This window comes from Streptomyces sp. WMMC1477 (assembly GCF_027460245.1).
Taxonomy (GTDB): Bacteria; Actinomycetota; Actinomycetes; order Streptomycetales; family Streptomycetaceae; genus Streptomyces.
Genome location: NZ_JAPZBD010000003.1, coordinates 3808600 through 3829975, shown reverse-complemented (window position 1 = coordinate 3829975; position 21376 = coordinate 3808600). Strand labels below are relative to the sequence as shown.

Annotated in this window: 15 protein-coding genes and 4 pseudogenes; 13 read left to right on the top strand and 6 right to left on the bottom strand. The window is 67.2% G+C overall.

Going from position 1 to position 21376, the window contains the following annotated elements:
- Window positions 1–459 precede the first annotated feature (459 nt).
- Window positions 460–1662: an SAVED domain-containing protein gene (locus tag O7609_RS17215; protein ID WP_269743848.1), complete on the top strand. Its 1203-nt coding sequence runs from the start codon at window positions 460–462 to the stop codon at window positions 1660–1662.
- Entirely contained in the window at window positions 1659–3005 is a 1347-nt protein-coding gene (locus tag O7609_RS17210) for an SMODS domain-containing nucleotidyltransferase (RefSeq protein WP_269743847.1), read from the top strand. Before O7609_RS17215 ends, O7609_RS17210 begins: the two co-directional genes overlap by 4 nt.
- A gap of 233 nt (window positions 3006–3238) precedes the next feature.
- Here O7609_RS17210 and O7609_RS17205 read toward each other — a convergent pair whose 3' ends face one another.
- Complete coding sequence (locus O7609_RS17205) at window positions 3239–3805, bottom strand: Uma2 family endonuclease (protein WP_269743846.1); 567 nt, start codon at window positions 3803–3805, stop codon at window positions 3239–3241.
- Window positions 3806–4034: 229 nt separating this feature from the next.
- Here O7609_RS17205 and O7609_RS17200 point away from each other — a divergent pair.
- A pseudogene (locus O7609_RS17200) lies at window positions 4035–4196 on the top strand (DUF255 domain-containing protein); the annotation flags it as partial.
- Between the two features lie 103 nt (window positions 4197–4299).
- Window positions 4300–5489: pseudogene (locus tag O7609_RS17195) on the top strand (IS1380 family transposase); the annotation flags it as partial.
- A gap of 149 nt (window positions 5490–5638) precedes the next feature.
- Here the strand turns inward: O7609_RS17195 and O7609_RS17190 are convergent.
- A pseudogene (locus O7609_RS17190) lies at window positions 5639–6727 on the bottom strand (IS630 family transposase).
- A 346-nt stretch (window positions 6728–7073) separates the two neighbouring features.
- On the opposite strand from O7609_RS17190, the gene O7609_RS17185 reads away from it, so the two are divergent.
- From O7609_RS17185 to O7609_RS17175, 3 genes are read left to right on the top strand one after another with little or no spacing between them, the layout of a single operon-like run.
- Entirely contained in the window at window positions 7074–7334 is a 261-nt protein-coding gene (locus O7609_RS17185) for an acyl carrier protein (RefSeq protein ID WP_269736099.1), read from the top strand.
- Window positions 7331–8590 carry a beta-ketoacyl-[acyl-carrier-protein] synthase family protein gene (locus O7609_RS17180; RefSeq protein ID WP_269736100.1) on the top strand — a complete coding sequence of 420 codons (1260 nt, stop codon included), beginning with the start codon at window positions 7331–7333 and terminating at the stop codon, window positions 8588–8590. Before O7609_RS17185 ends, O7609_RS17180 begins: the two co-directional genes overlap by 4 nt.
- 45 nt (window positions 8591–8635) lie before the next feature.
- The gene (locus tag O7609_RS17175; RefSeq protein ID WP_269743845.1) at window positions 8636–10906 is read left to right on the top strand and encodes an MMPL family transporter; all 2271 of its coding nucleotides are present in this window, start codon (window positions 8636–8638) and stop codon (window positions 10904–10906) included.
- Between the two features lie 382 nt (window positions 10907–11288).
- On the opposite strand, the gene O7609_RS17170 is transcribed toward O7609_RS17175, so the two are convergent.
- Window positions 11289–12053: an IS5 family transposase gene (locus O7609_RS17170; RefSeq protein WP_269743844.1), complete on the bottom strand. Its 765-nt coding sequence runs from the start codon at window positions 12051–12053 to the stop codon at window positions 11289–11291.
- A gap of 111 nt (window positions 12054–12164) precedes the next feature.
- Between O7609_RS17170 and O7609_RS17165 the strand changes: the two genes are divergently transcribed.
- Window positions 12165–12407 (top strand): hypothetical protein, encoded by a 243-nt coding sequence (locus O7609_RS17165; protein WP_269743843.1) that lies wholly within the window; start codon window positions 12165–12167, stop codon window positions 12405–12407.
- 28 nt (window positions 12408–12435) lie between these two features.
- Here the strand turns inward: O7609_RS17165 and O7609_RS17160 are convergent, their stop codons facing one another.
- The 3 genes and pseudogenes from O7609_RS17160 to O7609_RS17150 all read right to left on the bottom strand — a co-directional run bounded on the left by O7609_RS17160 (window position 12436) and on the right by O7609_RS17150 (window position 15042).
- Window positions 12436–13206: a transposase family protein gene (locus O7609_RS17160; RefSeq protein ID WP_269743842.1), complete on the bottom strand. Its 771-nt coding sequence runs from the start codon at window positions 13204–13206 to the stop codon at window positions 12436–12438.
- A gap of 170 nt (window positions 13207–13376) precedes the next feature.
- Window positions 13377–14108 (bottom strand): annotated as a pseudogene (locus O7609_RS17155) (transposase family protein); the annotation flags it as partial.
- Window positions 14109–14295: 187 nt separating this feature from the next.
- Window positions 14296–15042 carry a TNT domain-containing protein gene (locus tag O7609_RS17150; protein ID WP_269743841.1) on the bottom strand — a complete coding sequence of 249 codons (747 nt, stop codon included), beginning with the start codon at window positions 15040–15042 and terminating at the stop codon, window positions 14296–14298.
- Between the two features lie 332 nt (window positions 15043–15374).
- Between O7609_RS17150 and O7609_RS24765 the strand changes: the two genes are divergently transcribed.
- The 5 genes from O7609_RS24765 (at window position 15375) to iolE (ending at window position 21374) form a co-directional block, all read left to right on the top strand.
- A complete protein-coding gene (locus tag O7609_RS24765; protein WP_443072148.1) occupies window positions 15375–16358 on the top strand; it encodes a hypothetical protein in 984 nt (327 codons plus the stop codon).
- Between the two features lie 396 nt (window positions 16359–16754).
- Window positions 16755–18665 carry a GMC family oxidoreductase gene (locus tag O7609_RS17140; RefSeq protein ID WP_269736113.1) on the top strand — a complete coding sequence of 637 codons (1911 nt, stop codon included), beginning with the start codon at window positions 16755–16757 and terminating at the stop codon, window positions 18663–18665.
- Between the two features lie 66 nt (window positions 18666–18731).
- The gene (locus tag O7609_RS17135; RefSeq protein WP_269736112.1) at window positions 18732–19874 is read left to right on the top strand and encodes a ferritin-like domain-containing protein; all 1143 of its coding nucleotides are present in this window, start codon (window positions 18732–18734) and stop codon (window positions 19872–19874) included.
- A 22-nt stretch (window positions 19875–19896) separates the two neighbouring features.
- Entirely contained in the window at window positions 19897–20439 is a 543-nt protein-coding gene (locus tag O7609_RS17130) for a hypothetical protein (protein ID WP_269736111.1), read from the top strand.
- A 17-nt stretch (window positions 20440–20456) separates the two neighbouring features.
- On the top strand, window positions 20457–21374 hold the full coding sequence (iolE, locus tag O7609_RS17125) for a myo-inosose-2 dehydratase (RefSeq protein WP_269736110.1): 918 nt from the start codon (window positions 20457–20459) through the stop codon (window positions 21372–21374).
- Window positions 21375–21376 lie beyond the last annotated feature (2 nt).

Genomic DNA, 21376 nt, shown 5'->3' with positions numbered 1-21376 from the left:
GGGTGCACTGCGGCTTCATCGGCACTGGCATGTGCATCCCGCCCAAACTCGGTACCTGGGCCCTCTTGCTGACCAACAAGCTCTACTGCACCCGCGACTGCGAGTCGCTGACCAGCATCCGCAAACGGCTTCCTCGCACTCGTCTTCAACTGGCCACGCACACAGAGGGAATGGGGACGGACTTGGGCGAGCCGCGCGTGTTGATCTGCGGAAGCCGCAGCTGGCCGTAGAGGCCGTCCCGACCGCCTGGTGGCCACCGGCGGCGTCTCGGCGGTCTCATCCGGCTGACCCGCTACTGGTCCGGTCCATAACGTAGCCCCGACCCCAGCAGCACGAAGTGGGCGTGCCTGGAGTTGCGGCATGTGAGGTCGCGCGAAGTGTCGGACCAGGGGCGTACCGTTCTCTCACGGCGCAGGATTCCCTGCCCCTGCAACCGACTTGGCGTCCTGCGAGGTTCAGTTGGCGGCAAAGAAGAGCGGCTACAAGCGGAAGGCCCTGCCCCAGCCGGTCAGGTTCGAGGTCTGGGTCCGCAGCGGGGGCCGATGCGCGATCTGCAACCGCTACCTTCTCGATGGGGCCCTGGCCAACAAGACCATCCGCCTCGGCGAGCTCGCCCACATCGTCGGCCAGCAGAAAACAGCGGGCTCTCCACGGGGGCAGAACGATCTCGTCGAGCGCGACACCGCAGACAACGTGATGCTGGTCTGCGCCGACGAGCACGACGAGATCGACGCGCCGGAGAACCTCGACGTCTTCACCGTCGAGAAACTGCTCGCTCTCAAGCACACCCACGAAGACCGGATCAAGCACGTCACCGGCATCGCACCAGACCGTACGACCACCGTGCTGCGGATGATCGGTCAGGTTCGGGGGCAGCAAGTCGAACTGACCCGCCAGACAGCCTCGTCCGCCGTGCTCATCTCGGGCGATCGAGTCCCCCTCTTCCTTGAGTCCTACTCCCGCCATGGAATTGAGATCGAGCTCCGCCATGTACTCGGCGAAGCCACGATCGACCTCCGCGACGTCTCCGGGGAGGATGGGACCAACGGCGAGTACTACAGCCAGGCGAAGGCCGTGATCGACAACGTGGTCGACAACAAGCTCAATGAGGGCATCTCCCGCGACCAGGTGGCCCATCTCAGTGTCTTCGGATTCGCCCGCATCCCGCTCCTCGTCTACCTGGGATCGCGTCTGGATGACACCGTGCCCACCGATATCTACCAGCGCCACCGCCACGATGAGACCTGGACATGGAGCGAGGACGGACCGGTCGTCGCCTTCGCGACACACCTCGACCTGGACGTGCCGCCCGCTGACGAGGCCGTCCTGGTGCTCAACATCTCCGGCACCATCCAGCCCGGGGAACTGCCCCCTCAACTGGCCGGGCTGCGGCGCTACCGGATCAGCCCGGCGGACGTGGCGGCTGCCCCGGACATCATGCGCCACCGCGACAGCCTCGCCCGCTTTCAAGAGAACCTTCGCGCCCTGTTCGCCGACATCGAGGCGAACGCGAAGACCATCCGCCGGCTGCACATCCTGCCCGCTGTACCGCTGTCCGCCGCAGTGAGTCTGGGCCGTGTCCACGACCGCCAGGTCCATCTCAGTCTGACGATCTACGACCGCACCGACGGCGGCTACCGCCCCGCGCTGGAGATCAAGTGAAACTGAACGGGCACTTCAACACCTTGCTCAAGGAGACGGTCAACCTCAACCAGACCAGGCTGGATCAGCTGGACACCCGGGTGACGGCCATCTTGAACTTCCTGACCATCGACTCGGCTATCGGCCCGCTGATCCTCGGCACCACCAGACAGGGCTCCTGGGCCCATCGCACCATCATCAAGCCAGTGGCCGGCAAGAACGACGAGTTCGACGCCGACTTCCTGCTCAACCTGACCGTCGTCGAGGCATGGGAAACGACGCCGTCGGAGTACCTGAACGCCCTGTTCGCCGCGCTCAAGCGCAGCAACACTTACAAGTCGATGGTAGTGAAGAAGAACCGCTGCGTGCGGATCGACTACGCGGGCGACTGCCACGTCGACATCGTCCCCCACCTCATCCTGCCCGACGGTCGGCAGGGGATCGTCAACTCGGAGGTAGAGGAGTTAGAGGAGACCAACCCCGAGGGCTACACCGCGTGGATGAAGGAGAAGGACTCGCTGACCGGCGGCAACCTACGCAAGGTGATTCGCCTGGTGAAGTACCTGCGGGACTCCAAGGACACTTTTCGCATCCCCTCGGTGATCCTGACCGCCTTGCTCGGCGAACGGGTCCAGGTCTACGACACGGGCAACCGCTACAGCGGCGTGCCCACCACTCTGGTCCACCTCATCGAGGACCTCGCCGCGTGGCTGGCCCTCAACCCGCTAATGCCCGTGATCGCCGACCCGAGTTGCCCGCAGACCAGCTTCAACCATCGCTGGAACCAGGACCGGTACGCCAACTTCGCCAAGCACATTCAGTCGTATGCGACCCGGATGCGTGCGGCCCTGGACGAGCAGGACAGGGACAAGAGCGTCAAGCTCTGGCAGGAGCTCTTCGGCGACGGGTTCAGGGCACCGGCCACGACGGCGCCGGCCTCCCTCGCCAAGGCCGGGCAGCCGGCCTCGACGGAAGGGGCCACCCGGGCACCGTCGGAGAGGTTCATTGAGGAGATGGGCGTGCAGTGGGCGGGTGGATGCTGGGCTCGGATCGAGGCCCGTGTCGCGAACCCCATCGGCACCGGGTCCGTGGACCTGCGCCGTACCGGCTTCGCCCCCGTCGGCCGGGACATCTACTTCACGGTGAGCACCGACGCCCCGCAGCCGTACGACATCTGGTGGAAGGTCCGCAACTACGGACCGGACGCCGAGAATGCCCACGGCCTACGTGGTCAGATCACGCCAGGGCGCGGACCACGGATCCATGAGCGCACAAGGTATCGGGGTCGGCATTACGTGGAGGTATGGATCGTCAAGGACGGCAAGGTCATCGCCAGTGATCACCACGACGTAGTGATCCGCTGACGACGCCACGCCATCAGGGTGACGGGCATGAAGCGGGGGTGGCTCCGCACGCGGCTCGTCCCCAGCGAGAACGTACAGGTCGGCACCTGGTTGAAGCTCTCCAGCTTCCCTCCGGACCGCCTACGACGGGTCCGGGCCGAGCTGGGGGCCGATGCCCAGAGGTCCCCGGTTGCGGACATGTCTCGGCCCACAGGGCGTCGGAGGCGCTGAGGGCGCGGGCGATTCCTCGTTGCTCACAGGGCCCCAAGGTCGACCGCGACAGGGAAAGGCGCGGTGGCCTTCACGGTGCCGGTGAACATCTCGCCGTCCCTGTAAGCCTTGGTGGCGGGGTCGAGGACGTAGGTGTAGACGATCGGGATGCCGGTGGCGGCCTGTTCGACCCGCCAGTAGAAGGCGATGCCGGCCTTGGCGTACTGGTCCACCTTCACGATCCGGTCAGTGGTCTCCGAGCCAGGCGACACGACCTCGACGACCAGCAGTACGTGCTCGGGGCGGGTGGGCGTGAGGTCGATGGTCTCCGCCCGGTAGACGATGACGTCAGGACGGCGGTTGGTGAGCGGAACGTCCTGCAAGCGGACGTCGAAGTCCGTGTCCGCGTTCCAGTCCGGGCCCGCAGCGGCGTCCAGGGCATTGGCCAGGAGCCGAGCCAGCCGGTTGTGCCGCTTGGAGGCGCTCGGGCTCACGACGACCATTCCGTCCACGATCTCGATGCCGGCGCACTGCTCCTCGGACCAGGAGTCGTACTCCTCCGCGCTGATCTGCGAATGCATCCACGCGGGCGCCACCATCTCGGCGGTCATGGTGTACCTCCTTCGAGGAGCCTCGGCAGGTCCGGCACTGCTGCGCCCAGCCTACTGTTCCGAGGTGCCGGGCTGCCCGAGTCGAAGGAACGCCGGGAGGAGTTCGCCCCCGACTCCGAGGGCAAGGAGCCGCCCACCACGTGATGGCCCATAAGTGTAATTCGGCCAAGCGAGGCGGGTCCGTGAGGGTTTCGCCAGTCGTGCCAGGCGTTGTGAGAGGCTGGGTCGCATGAACCGGTTGGCTGGTGTGACCTCGCCTTATCTGCTTCAGCACGCTGACAATCCGGTCGACTGGTGGCCCTGGTCGCCGGAGGCGTTCGAGGAAGCGCGACGGCGCAATGTACCCGTTCTGTTGTCAGTCGGCTACTCTGCGTGTCACTGGTGCCAGTTGTAGATGTGTAGAACCAGGTAGTTACTTGGGGGGCTCATCGAGACCCGGGCTCGTGACGGGCAAGCCGTAGCGCACGGAAGCTGCCTGGCAGTGCAGGAGCACCATGGACGTCGCCCTGGCGGTCGCACTGGGCGGGGACTGCCTCGCGGACGTCGCGATGCTGCAGTGTGAGCCGGCCGTCTTCGGCCCGGTCGCCTCCGACCCGACCATCTCCCGCCTGATCGACACCCTCGCCGCCTCCGGCGAGAAAGCCCTGCAGGCCATCCGGTCCACACGCTCCGAAGCCCGCCATCGTGCCTGGTCGTTGGCCGGCAAGAACGCCCCGGACGCCGACGGCCAGGTCGTCATCGATCTCGACGGAGTCCTCGTGATCGCCCACTCCGACAAGCAGGACGCGGCCCCGACCTGGAAGAAGACCTACGGCCATCACCCCCTGACGGCCTTCCTCGACCACGGCCAGGGCGGAACCGGAGAGCCCCTCGCCGCCCTCCTCAGACCGGGAAACGCGGGCTCCAACACGGCCGCCGACCACATCACCACCGCCCAACTCGCCCTGGCTCAACTGCCGAAGCACTCCCGACGAGGGCGGCAGACCCTGATCCGCACCGACTCCGCAGGCGGCACCCACGACTTCGTGTCCTGGCTCGCCAGGCGAGGCCGAGGGCTGTCCTACTCGGTCGGCATGGTGATCACCGAAGCAATCCACGAACACGTGCTGAAGGTCCCCGCCTCAGCCTGGACCCCAGCCGTCGAGACCGGCGGTGAGGCCCGTGACGGGGCCTGGGGCGCCGAGCTCACCGGCAAGCTCCTGGACGGCTGGCCCAACGGCATGCGACTGATCGTCCGCAAAGAACGGCCCCACTCTGGCGCCCAGTTGAGGATCACGGACGCGGACGGCATGCGGATCACATGCTTCGCGACCAACACACCTGACCGGCCGATCGCTGCCCTCGAGCTCCGTCACCGGCTGCGGGCCCGGGCCGAGGACGGGTCCGGGCCGCCCGCGCCACCGGCCTGCGCAACCTGCCCCTCCACACCACCGCCCAGAACAAGGTCTGGCTCGAAATCGTCCAGATCGCCCTCGACCTCCTGGCCTGGATGCCCATGCTCGCCCTCACCGGCAAGGCCCGGCTCTGGGAACCCCGCCGCCTGCGATTCCGCCTGTTCTCCGCGGCCGCCCAGCTCGTCACCACCGGCCACCGCAAGATCCTCCGCCTCACCCAGCACTGGTCCTGGACCGGCGAGATCACCGCCGCCCTCGAACGACTCGCGCTCCTGCCAAACCCCGGCTGACCAGCAACGTCCACCGTCTCGACGACAACATCACCCGCCCCGGGCAGTGGAGCCCGGCGCCCACCCGACGCGACAGCCGGGCCACCATCAGCTCCGGAAAGCGAAAGGGTCCACCGACTCCGTCGGCGGACCCTCATGCAAGATCGAGGCTAGTGTCCTGAGTCGTTAGTTCGTGTGCAGTATGCGGCGAGGGTTTCGAGGATTTCGTCGGCGGTCTTGGTCCACAGGAACGGCTTGGGGTTCTTGTTCCACTCGTTGATCCAGCCGCGGATGTCGCGTTCCAGTTCGACGACGCTGCGGTGGGCCGAGTGGCGGATTTTGCGGCAGGTCAGCTCGGCGAACCAGCGCTCGACGAGGTTGAGCCAGGAGGCGAAGGTGGGGGTGAAGTGCAAGTGGAAGCGGAGGTGCCGCAGCAGCCACTTCTTGACCGCTTCGGTCTTGTGGGTGGTGTAGTTGTCCAGGACCAGGTGCAGGTCCAGGTTCTTGCGTACAGCGGCGTCGATGGTCTTCAGGAAACGGAGGAACTCCTGGTGGCGGTGGCGTCGGTAGTGCTGGGCTATGACCGAGCCGGAGGCGATGTCCAGGGCGGCGAACAGGCTGGTGGTGCCGTGCCGGACGTAGTCGTGCGTCATCCGCGCCGGCGTCGTCGGCGCCAGCGGCAGGACCGGCTGGGTGCGGTCCAGGGCCCGGATCTGCGACTTCTCGTCCACCGCCAGGACCAGGGCGTTCTCCGGCGGGGACAGGTAGATGCCGACCATGTCACGGACCTTGGTCACGAACTGCGGGTCGGTGGACAGCTTCCACGTCTGCACGACGTGTGGCTTGAGACCGAACGCCCGCCAGATCCGGGAGACAGTCGACTGCGACATACCCGCAGCCTGGGCCATCGACCGCGTCGACCAGTGCGAATCCCCCGAAGGGGGCGCCTGGCCCAGGGTCCGGGCAACCAGGGACTCGACCTGCTCGTCCGTGATCCTGCGCGGGGCACAGGAACGCGGAGCATCGACCAGCCCCTCAAGACGGTCGGCCACGAACCAGGACCGCCACTTGCGCACCGTCTCCCGCGAGACGCCGAGCTCCTATGCGACCTGCGCGTTCGGGTGGCCCTCGGCGCACGCCAGCACGATCCTCGCGCGCAGTACCAGAGCCTGCCCCGCGGTCCGCTTACGCAACCAGCCTCGCAATACGCGGCGTTCGCGCTCCGACAACTCCAATGACAACGGCTTCGACCCCGGCATCCCCCAACTCTACAACCGCCAATGAACTACCGACTCAGGATGCTAGTGCACGGCGGCGGCCACAACGTCGTATCGACGAAGGGTGGACCGATTTTCCATTTTTTCACTGCGGGCGCCTCGCACAGCTTCGGCCGAGGCGCTGCAGGGGGTGTCGGCACTTCGGAGTTCCGCCGTCAAACTTCTTCGCCGTACCTCGTAAACCGACGCTCGCGTGACCGCTTATCGACGAAATGAGTCCAAATGGGTTGACGCGCACGGTACTGAGCGTGTCAGGGGTGAGGCTTTCCCGGAGCAGCCGTCGCCGGTTGAGAGGATGGGTGTCTCCTGATCCGGGCAAAGGAGATCGATGGACCCCGTCTACGACGTGATGACCCTGCACCTCACCGACCACTTCGGCGTTCCGCATGACCTGATCCGCCCCGACGCGACTTTCAAGGACATGGAATTGGACTCCCTGGCCCTGGTGGAGTTCGCCACGCTCATGGAGGACACCCTCGGGGTGAGTCTGCCGGAGGAACACATCGGCAGCACTCTCGGCGAGGTGGCGGCATATCTGACCGAGGCGAGGGCCGCTGCTGCGGCAACCGGGGCGGAGGCCAGCGCGTGACCGGCCGAAGCAGCCGAAACGGTGGTGACAGGCAGGACATCGCGGTCACTGGGCTCGGCCTGGTCACGCCTGCGGGAATCGGCCTTGAGGCGTCCTGGGACGGTTTGTGCGCCGGTGTGGGGTTGGCTGCCAAGGACCCGGAACTTGACGGACTGCCGGTGGACTTCGCCTGCCGCGTGCCCGGGTTCGACGGGGTAGGGCTGTTGGGGCGGCGGCTGACGTGGCGTATCGACCGGTTCATCCAGCTGGCGCTGGTGGCCGCCCGGGAGGCCGTCGCGGACGCCGGTTTCGACGCGGCCGCTCCGGACTGGGACGGGCCGAGGGTCGCCACCGTGCTCGGCGTCGCGTCCAACGGTTGCGACCGCTGGCCGACCGAGTACCGGAACCTTGCCGAGGGTCGGGTCGAGTCCATCTCCCCCACCACCCTCACGCGGTCGCTGCCCAACATGGCCGCCGGTGAGGTCTCGATGGATCTGCGCTCCAAGGGCCCGTGTCTGACCACCTCCTCTGCCTGCGCGTCCGGCGCCACCGCGATCGGGGTGGCCCGTGATCTTCTGCGTGCCGGGGCCTGCGACATCGCTATCACCGGTGGCGCCGAGTGCGCTCGGGTACCGATGGGATCCGCAGCGTTCTACCGCATGCGGGCACTGTCCACCCGTCGCCACGATCCGGCGAGCGCCTCTCGCCCGTTCGACGCCGAGCGGGACGGCTTCGTGCTCGGCGAAGGCGCCGGGGTTCTCATCCTGGAACGGCAGGACCACGCCCGCGCCCGCAATGCCCGCATCCGCGGATACCTGTCCGGATACGGCGCCACCTGCGACGGACACCACTACGCCACACCGGACCCGGACGGCGACGGGGCCCGGCGCGCTATCCTCACGGCTCTCCAGGACGCCGGAGCCGAGCTGACCGATGTGGACCACGTCAACGCGCACGGGACTTCGACCCCGCAGGGCGACCGGATCGAGGCCGCTGTGCTGGCCGACCTGTTCGGAGGGGCTCCGCCGCCGGTGACCTCGGTCAAGGGCGTGCTGGGCCACACGCTGGGTGCCGCGGGGGCGGTGGAGGCTGCCGTCACTGTACTGACGTTGCAGCGCGGGCTGATCCCGCCGACCGCCAACCTGGACCGGCTTGACGAGGGGTGTGACATCGACGTGGTCACCAAGGTGCCGCGCCGGCGGCGCATGTCCGCCGCGCTCAGCAACGCCTTCGGCTTCGGCGGCCAGAACGCCGTGTTGTTCTTCCGTGCCGCATGAGCCGCCGGTGTGGGGCCGCCCCGAGCCGCCCGTGAGTCGGCCGCTGTGACCGCGCGTCCCCGACTGGTCCTGCTGTGCGCCGCCGTACTCACCGTCCTGCTGGCAGCGTTCGGTGCGGACACCCAGGACCGGTTGGCCAACGGCGGTTACACGGCACGGGGCACGGAAGCCGCTCACGCGGCCGACCTGCTGGCGGACCGCTTCGGTACCGGTACGGCCGACCTGGTGCTGCTCGTACGGGCGGCCCGGCATGGCGTCGACTCCGCCGTCGCCCGTAACGAGGGCATCCGCCTGGCCGATCGGATCGCCCGCGCGGACGGAGTCACCTCCGTACGGGCGTACTGGACCGCCGAGAGGGGGGCCGGGCGTGGCGCCCTACGCTCGGCGGACGGCACGGCGGCCCTGATCGCCGTGGACCTCGCGGGGGCCGACCGGGAGGCCGCGTCGACCGCCCGGGAGTTGGTGCCGACCGTGACCGGGCGGCACGGGGCACTGACGGTCTCGGCCACCGGGCCCGCCCAGATCACCGTCGAGGCGGCCGAGACCAGCCGCCGCGACCTCCTGACCGCCGAACTGATCGCGGCGCCGCTCGTTCTGCTGATCTTGGTGGTGGCCCTGCGGTCCTGGCTGGCCGCGCTTCTCCCCGTGGTCATCGGGCTGGTCGCGGTGGTCGGCACCATCGCGCTGCTGCGGCTGCTCACCTACGCCACGCCGGTGTCCGTCTTCGCCCTGAACCTCGCCAGCGCGCTGGGGTTCGGGCTCGCCGTGGACTACGGACTGTTCCTCGTCACCCGCTTCAGGGAAGAGCTGAGCGGCGGCGCCGGGGTTCAGGAGGCGGTTGCCCGTACGAGCCGCACGGCGGGCCGGACTGTCGTGGTGTCCGCGTGTACCGTCGCGCTGTCCATGGCGGCGCTGCTGGTGCTCCCGCTGCCCTTCCTGCGATCCATGGCCTGGGCCGGGGTGTCCGTCGCGCTGCTCGCGGCCGGGGCCGCCACCACGCTCGTACCGCCGCTGCTGGTCCTGCTGGGTGAGCGCATCGGCCGCCACGGGCGCGCTGACAGCCCGCGCTGGCGGACGCTGGCCCGCTCGGTGACCCGCCATCCGGCCGCCTTCGGAGCAGGATGCGCAATGCTGCTCGTCCTGCTCGCGGTGCCGTTCGGGCATGCCCGCTTCGGCCTGACCGACGAGCGGACCCTCCCCGCCGACGCTCAGGCACACGCCACCGCCCAGCAGATCCGGGACCGTTTCCCCGCCCCGGCCGAGCGCAACCTCACCGTCATCGTCCCTCCGTCGGTGACCGGGGAGTCTCTGGCCCGGTACGAACGGAGGATTCGGGGACTGCCGTCGGTCAGTAGGGTCACCCGAACTCCGACCGCCGTCCCAGGACAGCACGCTTCCGAACGGGGTACTTTGCTGACGGTCACCGGCCCTCCCGATCCGCAGTCCGATGCGGCACAGCGGTTGGTCGGGGAGTTGCGGTCGTTGGAAGCCCCTGGCCGGGCGCTGGTCACCGGGCGTGCCGCGCAATTGGCGGACACCAAGGAGGCGGTCGCCGACCGGCTGCCGCTGGCCGTGGGCGTCGCGGTCGTCACCACCTGGGTGATGCTGTTTCTGCTGACCGGCAGCGTTCTGCTGCCCGTCAAGGCACTGCTTGTCGGCGCACTCAGCCTCACCGCGAGCTTCGGGGTGCTGGTGTACGTGTTCCAGGACGGCCATCTGAGCGACGCGCTGGGTGGCTTCACGGTGACCGGCACGCTGGACCTGACGATGCCGCCTCTGATGGCGGCCATCGCCTTCGGGCTTGCCGTCGACTACGAGATCTTCTTGCTCTCCCGGGTACGTGAACACTGGCTCCGTGGCTACAGCAACCGGGCCGCCGTCGTCGAGGGCGTCGCCAGGACCGGACGGTTGATCTCCACCGCCGCGCTGACCGTCGCTGTGGTCACTGGCGTGCTGGCTACGTCCGGCTTGACGGTACTCAAGCTGCTCGGCACCGGGCTCGCGGTCGCTGTCCTGATCGATGCCACGCTCGTGCGCGGCGTCCTGGTGCCGGCCTGCCTCACTCTTACCGACCGAGCCAACTGGTGGGCGCCGGGGCCGCTGGCCCGGTTGCATCGGCGTATCGGGGTCGCGGAGTGCGGGGGGAGGACACCGGAACCGGGCATGCTCGGCGTCCCGCCAGTTCGCAGCAACCCCACCGGCCCCGCTTCGGCCGACCCCCTGGTGCCCCGGGCCGAGCCCGGCCACTCCGAAACGACGTCAGCGAACCGTCCGCCGCGAGGGGACCCGCGTCGCCGAACGACGGTCGAGGGTTGAAGCGGGGGTCACGGTCCCACGTGGGACGGGCCGGACCGGAAGGGGGCGCCTGGACCTGACTTCGGACTGAGGTTCGCGGGCTTCACAATCAGTTGACGCTGCCTACGAATGGGGGGACTCCGCAGTGGAGGTCGCCGCGTGTCCGTAGCCAGAACGTAGGCGCTGGGACTGGTGGAGCCAGGCGAAGTGAGGTTCTGTGATCCACTTTGTCCTGCCCGGACCGCGGCCGTGGGCGGTGCCCTTGCCCGTGATCCTCGGCGTAACACCGCGAGCGTGAAAGAGCCGACGGTACTTGCCATGGTTGTAGCCGCGGTGTACCGGCGACACCTGCACGTGCAGAGGCCGCTGGTCGGCTGCTTCCTGCAGTGAGCCTTTGCCAACCTCACTTTGAGCTGGCCAGATGTAGGGCGAGGACGGCCTGCACGAGGCCGGTGGTGCGGATGGTCGAGCAGCGGAGCCTGCGGAGGAGCCGCCAGGCCTTGAGAGTGGCGACGGCCTGCTCGACGAGGGCCCGGATCTTCGCTTGGGACCGGTTCACGGCTTTCTGACCTGCGGAGAGGGTCTCCCACCGTCCCCAGCACGGGGTGCGGACTGTGCCGCCGGCGCCCCGGTAGCCCTTATCCGCCCAGCACGTGACGCCGACCTCGGTGAGGGCTTCGACGATGCCGTGTTCGCGGGCCGCGCGGACGTCGTGGACCGCGCCGGGCAGGGCCGGTGAGGCCCACAGCAGACGGCCGAAGGGGTCGGCGAGGACCTGCACATTCATCCCGTGTTTCCTGTGCTTGCCGGAGAAGAAGGGCCGGTCGGCTGCGATCCGGTCGATCGGCAGGAGCGTCCCGTCGAGCAGGACGTAGGCCTTCCCCGAAGCGGTCCGAACCGCCTCGGCGAGGGTCGGTGCGAGTGCGGCCAGCAGCTCGACGGCCTCGTTGATGTACCGGTAGACCGTACTCGTGCCGATCTCGAAACCCGCCGCGAGCTGGGCATATGTGGTCCCGTTGCGTAGATGCGCCAGCACCAGCAGGGCCTGACGGCCGACGGTGAGCCGACGCCAGCGGCTTCCGATCCGACGACGGTGCTCGCGCAGACGAGCGGCGAGGAAGGTCAGGGACCGACTGGACACGTCCAGCCCGCACGGGTAGACAAGCACGTGAAGCCTCTGGTGGGTATCGGGCGATCTTGGTCGTGAACCCGTCTACCAGGGGCTTCACCCCTGTGTCGAGCCAACTGGACAGCTCAAAGCCCAGGTTGGCAAAGGCTCATGGACGCCTACAACGAGGAGGACTCCCGCGCATCCAGTGTCCCGCAGCTGACCCCGGATGAGTCCATCGCCTTGGAGCTCCTGGACGCCGTTCTCCCTGACGGCTGGAAGGAGGCCGATCCCTCGGAGCTGATTAACTACGTCCAGAGCAAGGACAGTCCCTACAGCGAGGACGAACAGAATTCCATCATCAGCGCGTTGTCCACCCTGTGGGGACTGCCAGGATCTGAAGCTTCCCCTTGATCGTGGACACCTGGAGACGGAGCGTTTTTCATCCTCGTTCTGAGCTGGCCTGATGCAGGGTCAGGATGGCCTGCACGAGGGGGGTGATGCGGGTGGTCGAGCACCGCAGTTTCCGCGGCAGCCGCCAGTTCTTGAGGGTGGCCATGGCCTGCTCGCCGACGGCGCGAGTCCGGGCGGGGGCGACGTTCACCGCCCGCTGGCCGGCCGAGAGGAGCTCCCACCGGCCGCGGAAGGGCACACGAACCACAGGGCCGGCACCCTGATAGCCCTTGTCCGCGAAGCACGTCACGTCCGCCTCGGTCAGGGCGGCGAGGAGGCCGTGAGTGCGGGCTGCGCGGATGTCGTGCACCGCCCCGGGCAGCGCGGGCGAGGCCCACAGCAGGCGGCCGAAGGGGTCGGTGAGGACCTGGATGTTCATCCCGTGCTTCTTGTGCTTGCCGCTGTAGAAGGGCCGGTCGGCGGCGATCCGGTCGATCGGCAGCAGCGTCCCGTCGAGGATCACGTACGCCTTCGCTCGGACCGCCCGCATCACCTGCTCCAGGGTGGGCGCGAGGGCGGCCAGGACCTGTACGGCCTCGTTGATGTAGCGGTAGACCGTGGCGGTCCCGACACCGAATCCGTCGGCGAGCTGGGCGTAGGTGTCTCCGCGGCGCGGATGGGCCAGGACGAGGAGGGCCTGCCGTCCAGCCGGGAGCCGGCGCCAGCGGGTGCCCTGCTCGCGCCGCCGAGCGGCCAACTGGTCGGCGAGGAAGCGCAGGGTGGAGCTGGACAGATCGAGCCCGGATGGGTAGACAAGCACGCGGAAGCTCCTGGGCGGACAGGTGGTCTTGGTCGACAACCCGTCTACCAGGAGCTTCTCTACGTTCGGACACCGCCCCCGGCCCTCAAGCACCGTCCTCTACAGGCAGGTTGAGAACGGCTCAGTGAGCGTTTGCCGACCTCACGTTGAGCTGGCGAGATGTACGGCGAGGCCTGGACGAGGCCGGTGGTGCGGATGGTCGAGCAGCGGAGCCTGCGGAGGAGCCGCCAGGACGTGAGCGTGGCGACGGCCTGCTCGACGAGGGCGCGGATCTTCGCTTGGGACCGGTTCACGGCCTTCTGACCTGCGGAGAGTGTCTCCCACCGTCCCCAGCACGGGGTGCGGACTGTGCCGCCGGCGCCCCGGTAGCCCTTATCCGCCCAGCACGTGACGCCGACCTCCGTGAGAGCTTCGACGATGCCGTGTGCGCGGGCCGCGCGGATGTCGTGCACAGCGCCGGGCAGGGCCGGTGAGACCCATAGCAATCGGCCGAAGGGGTCGGCGAGGACCTGCACATTCATCCCGTGTTTCTTGTGCTTGCCGGAGAAGAAGGGCCGGTCGGCTGCGATCCGGTCGATCGGCAGGAGCGTCCCGTCGAGCAGGACGTAGGCCTTCCCCGAAGCGGTCCGAAGTGCCTCGGCGAGGGTCGGTGCGAGTGCGGCCAGCAGTTCGACGGCCTCGTTGATGTACCGGTAGACCGTGCTCGTGCCGATCTCGAAACCCGCCGCGAGCTGGGCGTAGGTGGTTCCGTTGCGTAGATGCGCCAGCACCAGCAGGGCCTGACGGCCGACGGGGAGCCGGCGCCAGCGGCTTCCGATCCGACGACGGTGCTCGCGCGGACGAGCGGCGAGGAAGGTCAGGGACCGACTGGACACGTCCAGCCCGCACGGGTAGACAAGCACGTGAAGCCTCTGGTGGGTATCGGGCGATCTTGGTCGTGAACCCGTCTACCAGGGGCTTCACCCATGTGTCGAGCCAACCGGACAGCTCAAAGCCCAGGTTGGCAAAGGCTCAATGCCCTCATCGCCCTCCTATCCACCACAGAGGCTCGGCTCCCGGTTACCGGGAGCCGAGCCTCTGCGTGACGTGTTACCCCGGCGCGCACTCGCTGGCGGACTTCTCGGCGAGGTACTGATCGTCGGTGGTCAGGTCCTCGACCGTCGTCTTGGCCAGCTTGTCAGGGTCGGTGGGGCTGTACGTCAGGTGGTACTGGATCGAGTCGCCAGGCTGCTCGAAGGCGGGTGCCGTGGGGCCGGCGTCCACCTTGAATGCCGTGGTGACCTGGTAGCAGTGGTAGTTATTCAGGCGGCCGTTGAGCGCGTCCGGGGGCAGTGAGCGTGACGCGAAGGAGGTGCCGGCGGGGCTGATGAAGCGCCCGCTGGGGCCTCCGAAGCGGTCCACGTACGTGCCGACGGTGAGGGTCTGTGGAGCACGCAGCGGATACTTCTTGCCGTTGTGCGTCACGGTGAGGAAACCGTCGTAGTCGGGGTAATTCCAGCGGAACTTGCCCTGCTGGTTGATGAACGAGTGCCTGCGCAGGAACTCCGTGCTGTGGAGTTCTTTACCGAACGGCGTGTACTCCTTCACCAGCGTGGCGACCGGTTCGTCGACGGGTCGGTAGCGCGGGCCGAGGTGTTCGTTACCGCACAGGTACACCTCGGTGAGCGGGACCGACCCGTCGCACTTGTAGCTCCAGTCCTCCCCGGGGACGGATGTCGCGGCTGGCGAGGAGTGGGGGGCCGGTGCGGCCGTGGCCGTGGCCGCGGCCGGGGAGAGTGCGGCGAGGGCCACGAGGGGGGCGGTGAGGGCGGTGGCGGCAAGCGTGCGCAGTCGCATGAGCACCCTTTCCTGGGCGATCGGAGGGGAATCGGTGGCGTACTGCCACTGAGAGATTGCTCCCTTTCCGGTCCGGTCATGCGGGGCGCGCTCGTCACGTTCGGATGAAAGCGGATGCGCGCGGTCCGGGCTTAACCCACATTGGTGAATATTTCAGGAGGATGGGTGTCCGCAAGTGAGCAAGGAAAAACGTTTCCCTTCAGGGCGCGGACCATGCAGAGACGTTTTGGCCGATTGATCACCGGTCATTCACGGGCGTTGCCGGGGCGATTGCCGGGCGCGCAGAATCCTTCCGCAAGCAACTGCGGCTTCGCTGATGGGAAGGTACGCCCATGTCAGATTCGGATTCCGATCCGCCGCTCTTGAACGCGGACGGGACGACCCTGCTCGACGTCGTTGACGCACCGCGCGCCGTGGCCCCGCCCGTGCCGGCCGACAGAGACCCGGTCGCCACGTACTACTGCAAGACGCTGAAGCAGGTCCACGATGTCGCGTACGACATCGTGATCGTCCGGGGCGGCGCGGCCGGCGCGGCCGTCCTCGACCGGCTGATGAAGCGGGACGACAAGAGTGCGGCCCCGCGGGTGCTCGTGTTCGAACAGGGGAGCTTCCTGCTTCCGGAACACGTGCAGAACCTTCGTCCCCGATATCAGCGGCTGATAAAGGACGCCGTCGCCCGGTCCTGGCGCCGCTCGATCGGCCCGACCTTCGATCTCGCGCCGCAGATCCCCTATCTCGGCGGCCGTGCGCAATTCTGGAGCACCTGGATTCCCCGGCCGACCGATGCGCGGATGCCGAACTGGCCGAAATCAGTGAAGGAATCACTGGGGCGTTACTGGGATTCCGCCGACGCGTTCCTGGGGGCCGTCCGGGGGAAGTACGTGGTCACAGGCACCAATATCTCCGGCACGGCCGTGCCCGCGTACGCCACCAGCGTGCCGGGAGTCTTTGCCACCGGAGACGTGCGGTACCGCGGCGTGCGCCGTATCGCGATGGCCGCGGGTGAAGGAGCGGCGGCCGCGCTCGCCGTCCCCGACTACTTCACCGGCCGATCTCAAGTGCTACAGACCGACGGCGGCACCGCAAACGCGGCGCTGAGCGCCTACTACGCCTGCCCAGGCCCGGATTCCCGTCGGACGCGGTACGGCACGGCTGAAGCCCTGGCGCATCCTCCGCAGGTCACGCATCAGCCCCGATCGCAGGACCGTCAACGCCATGGCCGCCCTCACCCTGGAGAGGTGACGCGGAAAGGGCGCACTGATTACGCCCGAACGGTGGATTCACCGACAAGATCCCGCTGCGATAGAGAGAAATGACAGCGTCATATGCGAGCCTCGTGCTGAGGCCCTTCCCGCGATCCACAGTGGATCAGCGAGCGGCGCCAGATGTGTCCATCCCAAAACGGAGGGTGATCCTCGTATGCAACGTACGCGGACGATCCGACAACGCGGCGAGCGCCCGGAGTTGGCGCTGACACCCGCTGGGATTACGGGAAGCCCTTAGCGGTTCATCGGTGGGCACCGCGATGCTTGCTTGCCTTAGTTCTCCAGCTTGAACTCAAAGTCCGAGCTGGTTCTCTTTGCCAGTGACAGGGGTGGCCTTCGCAGTTAGTCGATCACCATCCGTTCTGACGGCTGGCGGGATCTGTCATCGGGCTGTACTGCCCATAACCGGGGTGAGGTCACCCCCAGACGCGACAAGGGGCATCAGTGATGTCTAACGACGATACAGACCCGGTGATCTTCCCGGCTGGGGCCGCGACGCAGACCAGTGCCGCAGAGGCCGCGCAAGACGAGTGGGACGCCGTTGTCGTCGGCGGCGGCATGGCAGGTTCCATCGTCGCCGAGCAGTTGGGCCAGGCAGGCTACAAGGTGCTGATCCTCGAAGCCGGCCCGGGTAAGGACATGGACACCGCGGAGTACGAGTCGTACCTGTCGCGGTTCTACGGCGCGGTCGTCAAGGACAACCAGTCTCCGTACCCGTTCAACCCCAATGCCCGGATGCCCAGGAGCACCGACACCATGCCGGTGAATCCGGAAACGCCCCGGGATAACTTTTACCTCGTGCAAGAGGACAAGTACTGCACGGACACCACCTTCACCCGGGTCCTCGGCGGCACCTCCATGCATTGGGAGGGAAAAGCGCTGCGCATGCTTCCCGAGGACTTCGACCTGCGGACCAGGTACGGCCAGGGCCTGAACTGGCCGCTCAGCTACGACGACTTGGAGCCCTACTACCGGAAGGCCGAGGCCGAACTGGGCGTAGCCGCCGAAGTCGAGGACCAGGCGTACCTGGGAATGCATTTCCCGAAGGGATACGTGTTCCCGATGCACCGCATGCCGCCGTCCTACCTCGACCAGACGGTCGCCCGGGGCGTGGACGGCATGCAGGTCACCCTGGCCGACGACGAATACACACTCCGGGTGCGGAGCTTTCCGCAGGCCCGTAACGGCGTGCCGAACGCCGCGTACGACGGCGGCAAGGGCTTCGTCCCGGTCGGCGCGGTCAGCACGACCCAGGTGGAAGAGGGCGAGCGCTGTCAGGGCAACACCAACTGCGTGCCGCTCTGTCCAGTGCAGGCGAAATACCACGCGGGAAAGACGCTGGCCAAGGCGCTCGGCAGGGGCAACGTCGAGATCGTGACGCAAGCCGTCGCGTCCAAGGTCGAGATCGACGAGTACACCCAGAGGGTTACCGGGATCACCGTCAAGAACTACGAGTCGCTCCACTCCGGGAAGTACGAGGAGTACACGGTGAAGGGCACCGTGTACATCCTCTGCGCGCACGCCATCGAGAACGCCCGGCTCATGCTGGCCTCCGGCATGCAGGACATGAGCCGCAGCAAGCTGATCGGCCGCAACCTGATGGACCACGCGTACCTGCTGACCTGGGGCCTGCTGCCCAAGCCCGCCGGCACGATGCGAGGCACAACCTGCACTGGCGGGATCACCGACCTGCGCGGCGGGCGATTCCGCCAAACCCAGGCGGGATTCGGTGTGGACATCCACAACGACGGCTGGGGGTGGGCGACCGGCTCGCCCTACACGGACCTGGTCGAACTCGTGGACAAGCGGGGCCTGCGCGGACGGGAGCTGCGCAGGACACTCGGGAACCAGATCTCCCGGCAGCTTCTGCTGGCCTTCATGATCGATCTGCTGCCCGACAGGAATAACACGGTCACCGTGGACGAGCGATACAAGGACGCCCTCGGCAACTTGAAGCCGGTCGTGTCGCTCAAGATTCCGCCCTACACGATGCGGGGCGCCGCGTTCGCCCGCAAGCTCGCGACCGACATCTTCGAGAAGCTCGGTGCCGAGGACAGGACCACGTACGACAAGGACAGTCACAGCGCCGTCGAGCACGAGGGCCAGTGGTACAACATCGTGGGCGGCAACCACCTGGCGGGCACTCACATCATGGGAACCGACCCGGAGACCTCCGTGGTCGACCACACCCAGCACTCGTGGGACCACGACAACCTCTACCTTGTCGGGCCCGGCAGCCTGCCCTCGATCGGGACGTCCAACATCAGCCTGACCATGGCGGCGCTCGCCTTCCGCAGTGCGACCCACATCGTCAGGCATCTGCGTGCCGCGAAGGCGCCGCTCACCGTCCGCAGCTAGACGGCTTTCAGGCAGGCGGGTCGAACGCGACGCCGCCGACCGTCCACCGCCCAGGATTGGGGGAACATGTCCGTTCCAGAATCGCAGCCCGCTCCGGACCCGGAGATCAAGACCATCGAGGAGCTGTACGACTACCTCTACGCGGGACTCCAGCTGGAGCATGCGACGCTCCCGCCCTACCTGACCGCGCTCTACTCGCTCCGTCCGGGGACAAACTCGGATGCCCGGCACGTCATCAGGGTCGTGGCCGTCGAGGAGATGCTGCACCTCACCCTGGTCGCGAACGTCCTGAACGCCGTGGGCGGGACGCCGGACCTCACCAAGCCGGGATTCGTACCGGATTACCCGACGCGTCTGCCGTGTGGTCCCACTTACTTCGATGTCCATCTCCGGCCGTTCTCGCGCGAGGCTCTCGACACGTTCCTGAAGATCGAGAAGCCCCCAGAGGCAGTCAGCGAGGAAGACAGGATCGTACCGATGGACTGGGCGGCCCTTGAACTGACGTCCGACGGCGCGCCGCCGCCACCGGAGAAACTGGCGGAACTCGCGGAGTCCGGGTCGATCTTGGGCCTCGTCCCCGGAGACCCCACCAAGCGTTTCTCGAGCATCGGCGAGTTCTACGAGGAGATCATCCGGGGCATCAACCACCTGGAGGACCAGGCCCGCAAGGCGGGGAAGACGATTTTCACCGGTGATCCCGCCCGCCAGGTGACTCCCGAGTACTTCTACTCCGGTGGCGGCGATGTGATCAAGGTGACCAGCCGCGACACCGCGGTCGCGGCGCTCACCCTCGTCGCGGAGCAGGGCGAAGGGCTGTACGGCGGCATCTACGACAGCCAGGGCGAGCTCGCCCACTACTACAGGTTCCAGCAGCTGGAAAAGCTGAAGTACTACCAGAAGGACGACGATCCGGGCGCTCCTTCCGGCCCGGATCTGCACGTCGACTGGGATGCCGTCTACCCGGTGAAGCCGGACATCAAGCTGGCGGACCTCGCGAGAGACCCAGAAATTCTGGCGGCGGCCGCGGAATTCAACCAGTTCTACGCCACCTTCCTGACCAACATCAATCTGGCCTACAACGGTCAGCCCGACCTTCTGCTCAAGGCGGTCTGGGAGATGTTCCGCATGCGCGACAGCATGAACCGACTCGTCCGTAACCCGCTCACAGGGCATGCAGGGAAGAACGCCGGCCCGACATTCGAGATCTAAGACCGTCGACGGAGGCGGGATCATGACGAAAAGCACGGACGCAGTGAATCAGCTGCACGAATTCGTGAAATTCTCTTCCGCTGTGACCGGGTTCAGCGAGTTCGACCTGTGGGGAACCGGTCAGGCGGAGGCCTACTACGAGGCGGTCCTGAATCAAGAAGGACCGGACGCGCTCCGGAAGGTGATGGATTCCGATCCCCACGCTGTCCCCGCCGATCCAGTGGTGAACAGCGTCATCAAGCTCTGGTACGTCGGCGTCTGGTACGGCCCGGAACTGGTGGGACGCATGGACGTCGCGGCCTGGACGGCGCCCGGGCGGAGCGGAGGGAAGCCCGCCGTCCCGGATGGCAGCCGGCCCGAGGGAACTCGCTCTTCGGCCGTGTCCGGACAGCACCAGGCCGGGGAGGATCCCGCGCACGGCGGACCGGAGCGCAAGCCCCTGTTCGTCGTCTCCCCCGACGCGTACACCGAGGGCCTGTTGTGGCGGGCCATCGGCGCCCACCCGTCCGGCGCGAAGGCGCCGGGCTACGGATCGTGGGTCAATCCGCCCGTATTCGAGATCTGACAAGAGGAGAAAGTGCCATGACCAGCACGGTCCCGAACCTGGGTCCCGACAAGGTGTCATTCGGCGTGACGCCGACCCTGTGGTGGAACGACGACTTTCCGCTGATCGACATCGGGATCCCGTTCGAGCAATGCGTGAGCGAGATGGCGCTCGCGGGATTCCAGGGCTGCAGCATCGGTCACAAGTACCCGAACGACCCCGCCGCACTGAAGAAGGCACTCGACCTGCGCGGCCTGAAGGTGTCCGAGCCCTGGGTGAGCACCTACTTCACCATCGGCGAAGAAGAACGGACCGTTGAGAACTTCAAGAGGCAACTGGAGTTCCTCGAGAAGGTGGGCGGCAGGGACATCGTGGTCGCGGAATTCGGGCTGTCGTCGCACCTGCAGCCCATCCCGGTCTTCGGCCACCGCCCCGAGTTCACCGACGAAGAATGGTACCTCCTCACCAGCGGGCTCAACGAAATCGGTAAGCTGGCCGCGGACAAGGAAATGCGGCTCTGCTACCACCATCACATGGGCACTGGCGTGCAGACGGCCGACGACATCGACAGGTTGCTGACGGACACCGACCCGGACCACGTGCATCTGCTGTTCGACAGCGGGCACCTCCAGTTCGCGGGCGACGACCCGCTCCCGACCGTCGAAAGGCACAAGCAACGGATCAAGCACGTTCACCTCAAGAACGTACGCCAGTCCGTAGTTGAAAAGGTGCAGAGCAACCGTCTGTCCTTCCAGGAGGGAATCCTGGAAGGCGTCTTCACCGTTCCCGGAGACCCGGAAGGCGCGGTCGACTTCCAGTCCATCCTCGCGACGCTGGGGGAAGCCGGCTACGAGGGATGGCTGGTCGTCGAAGCCGAACAGAACCCGGCGACGGCACACCCGCTGACGTACGCCAAGATGGCCCGTGGTTACCTCACCAAAGTCCTGGGGTGGTAACG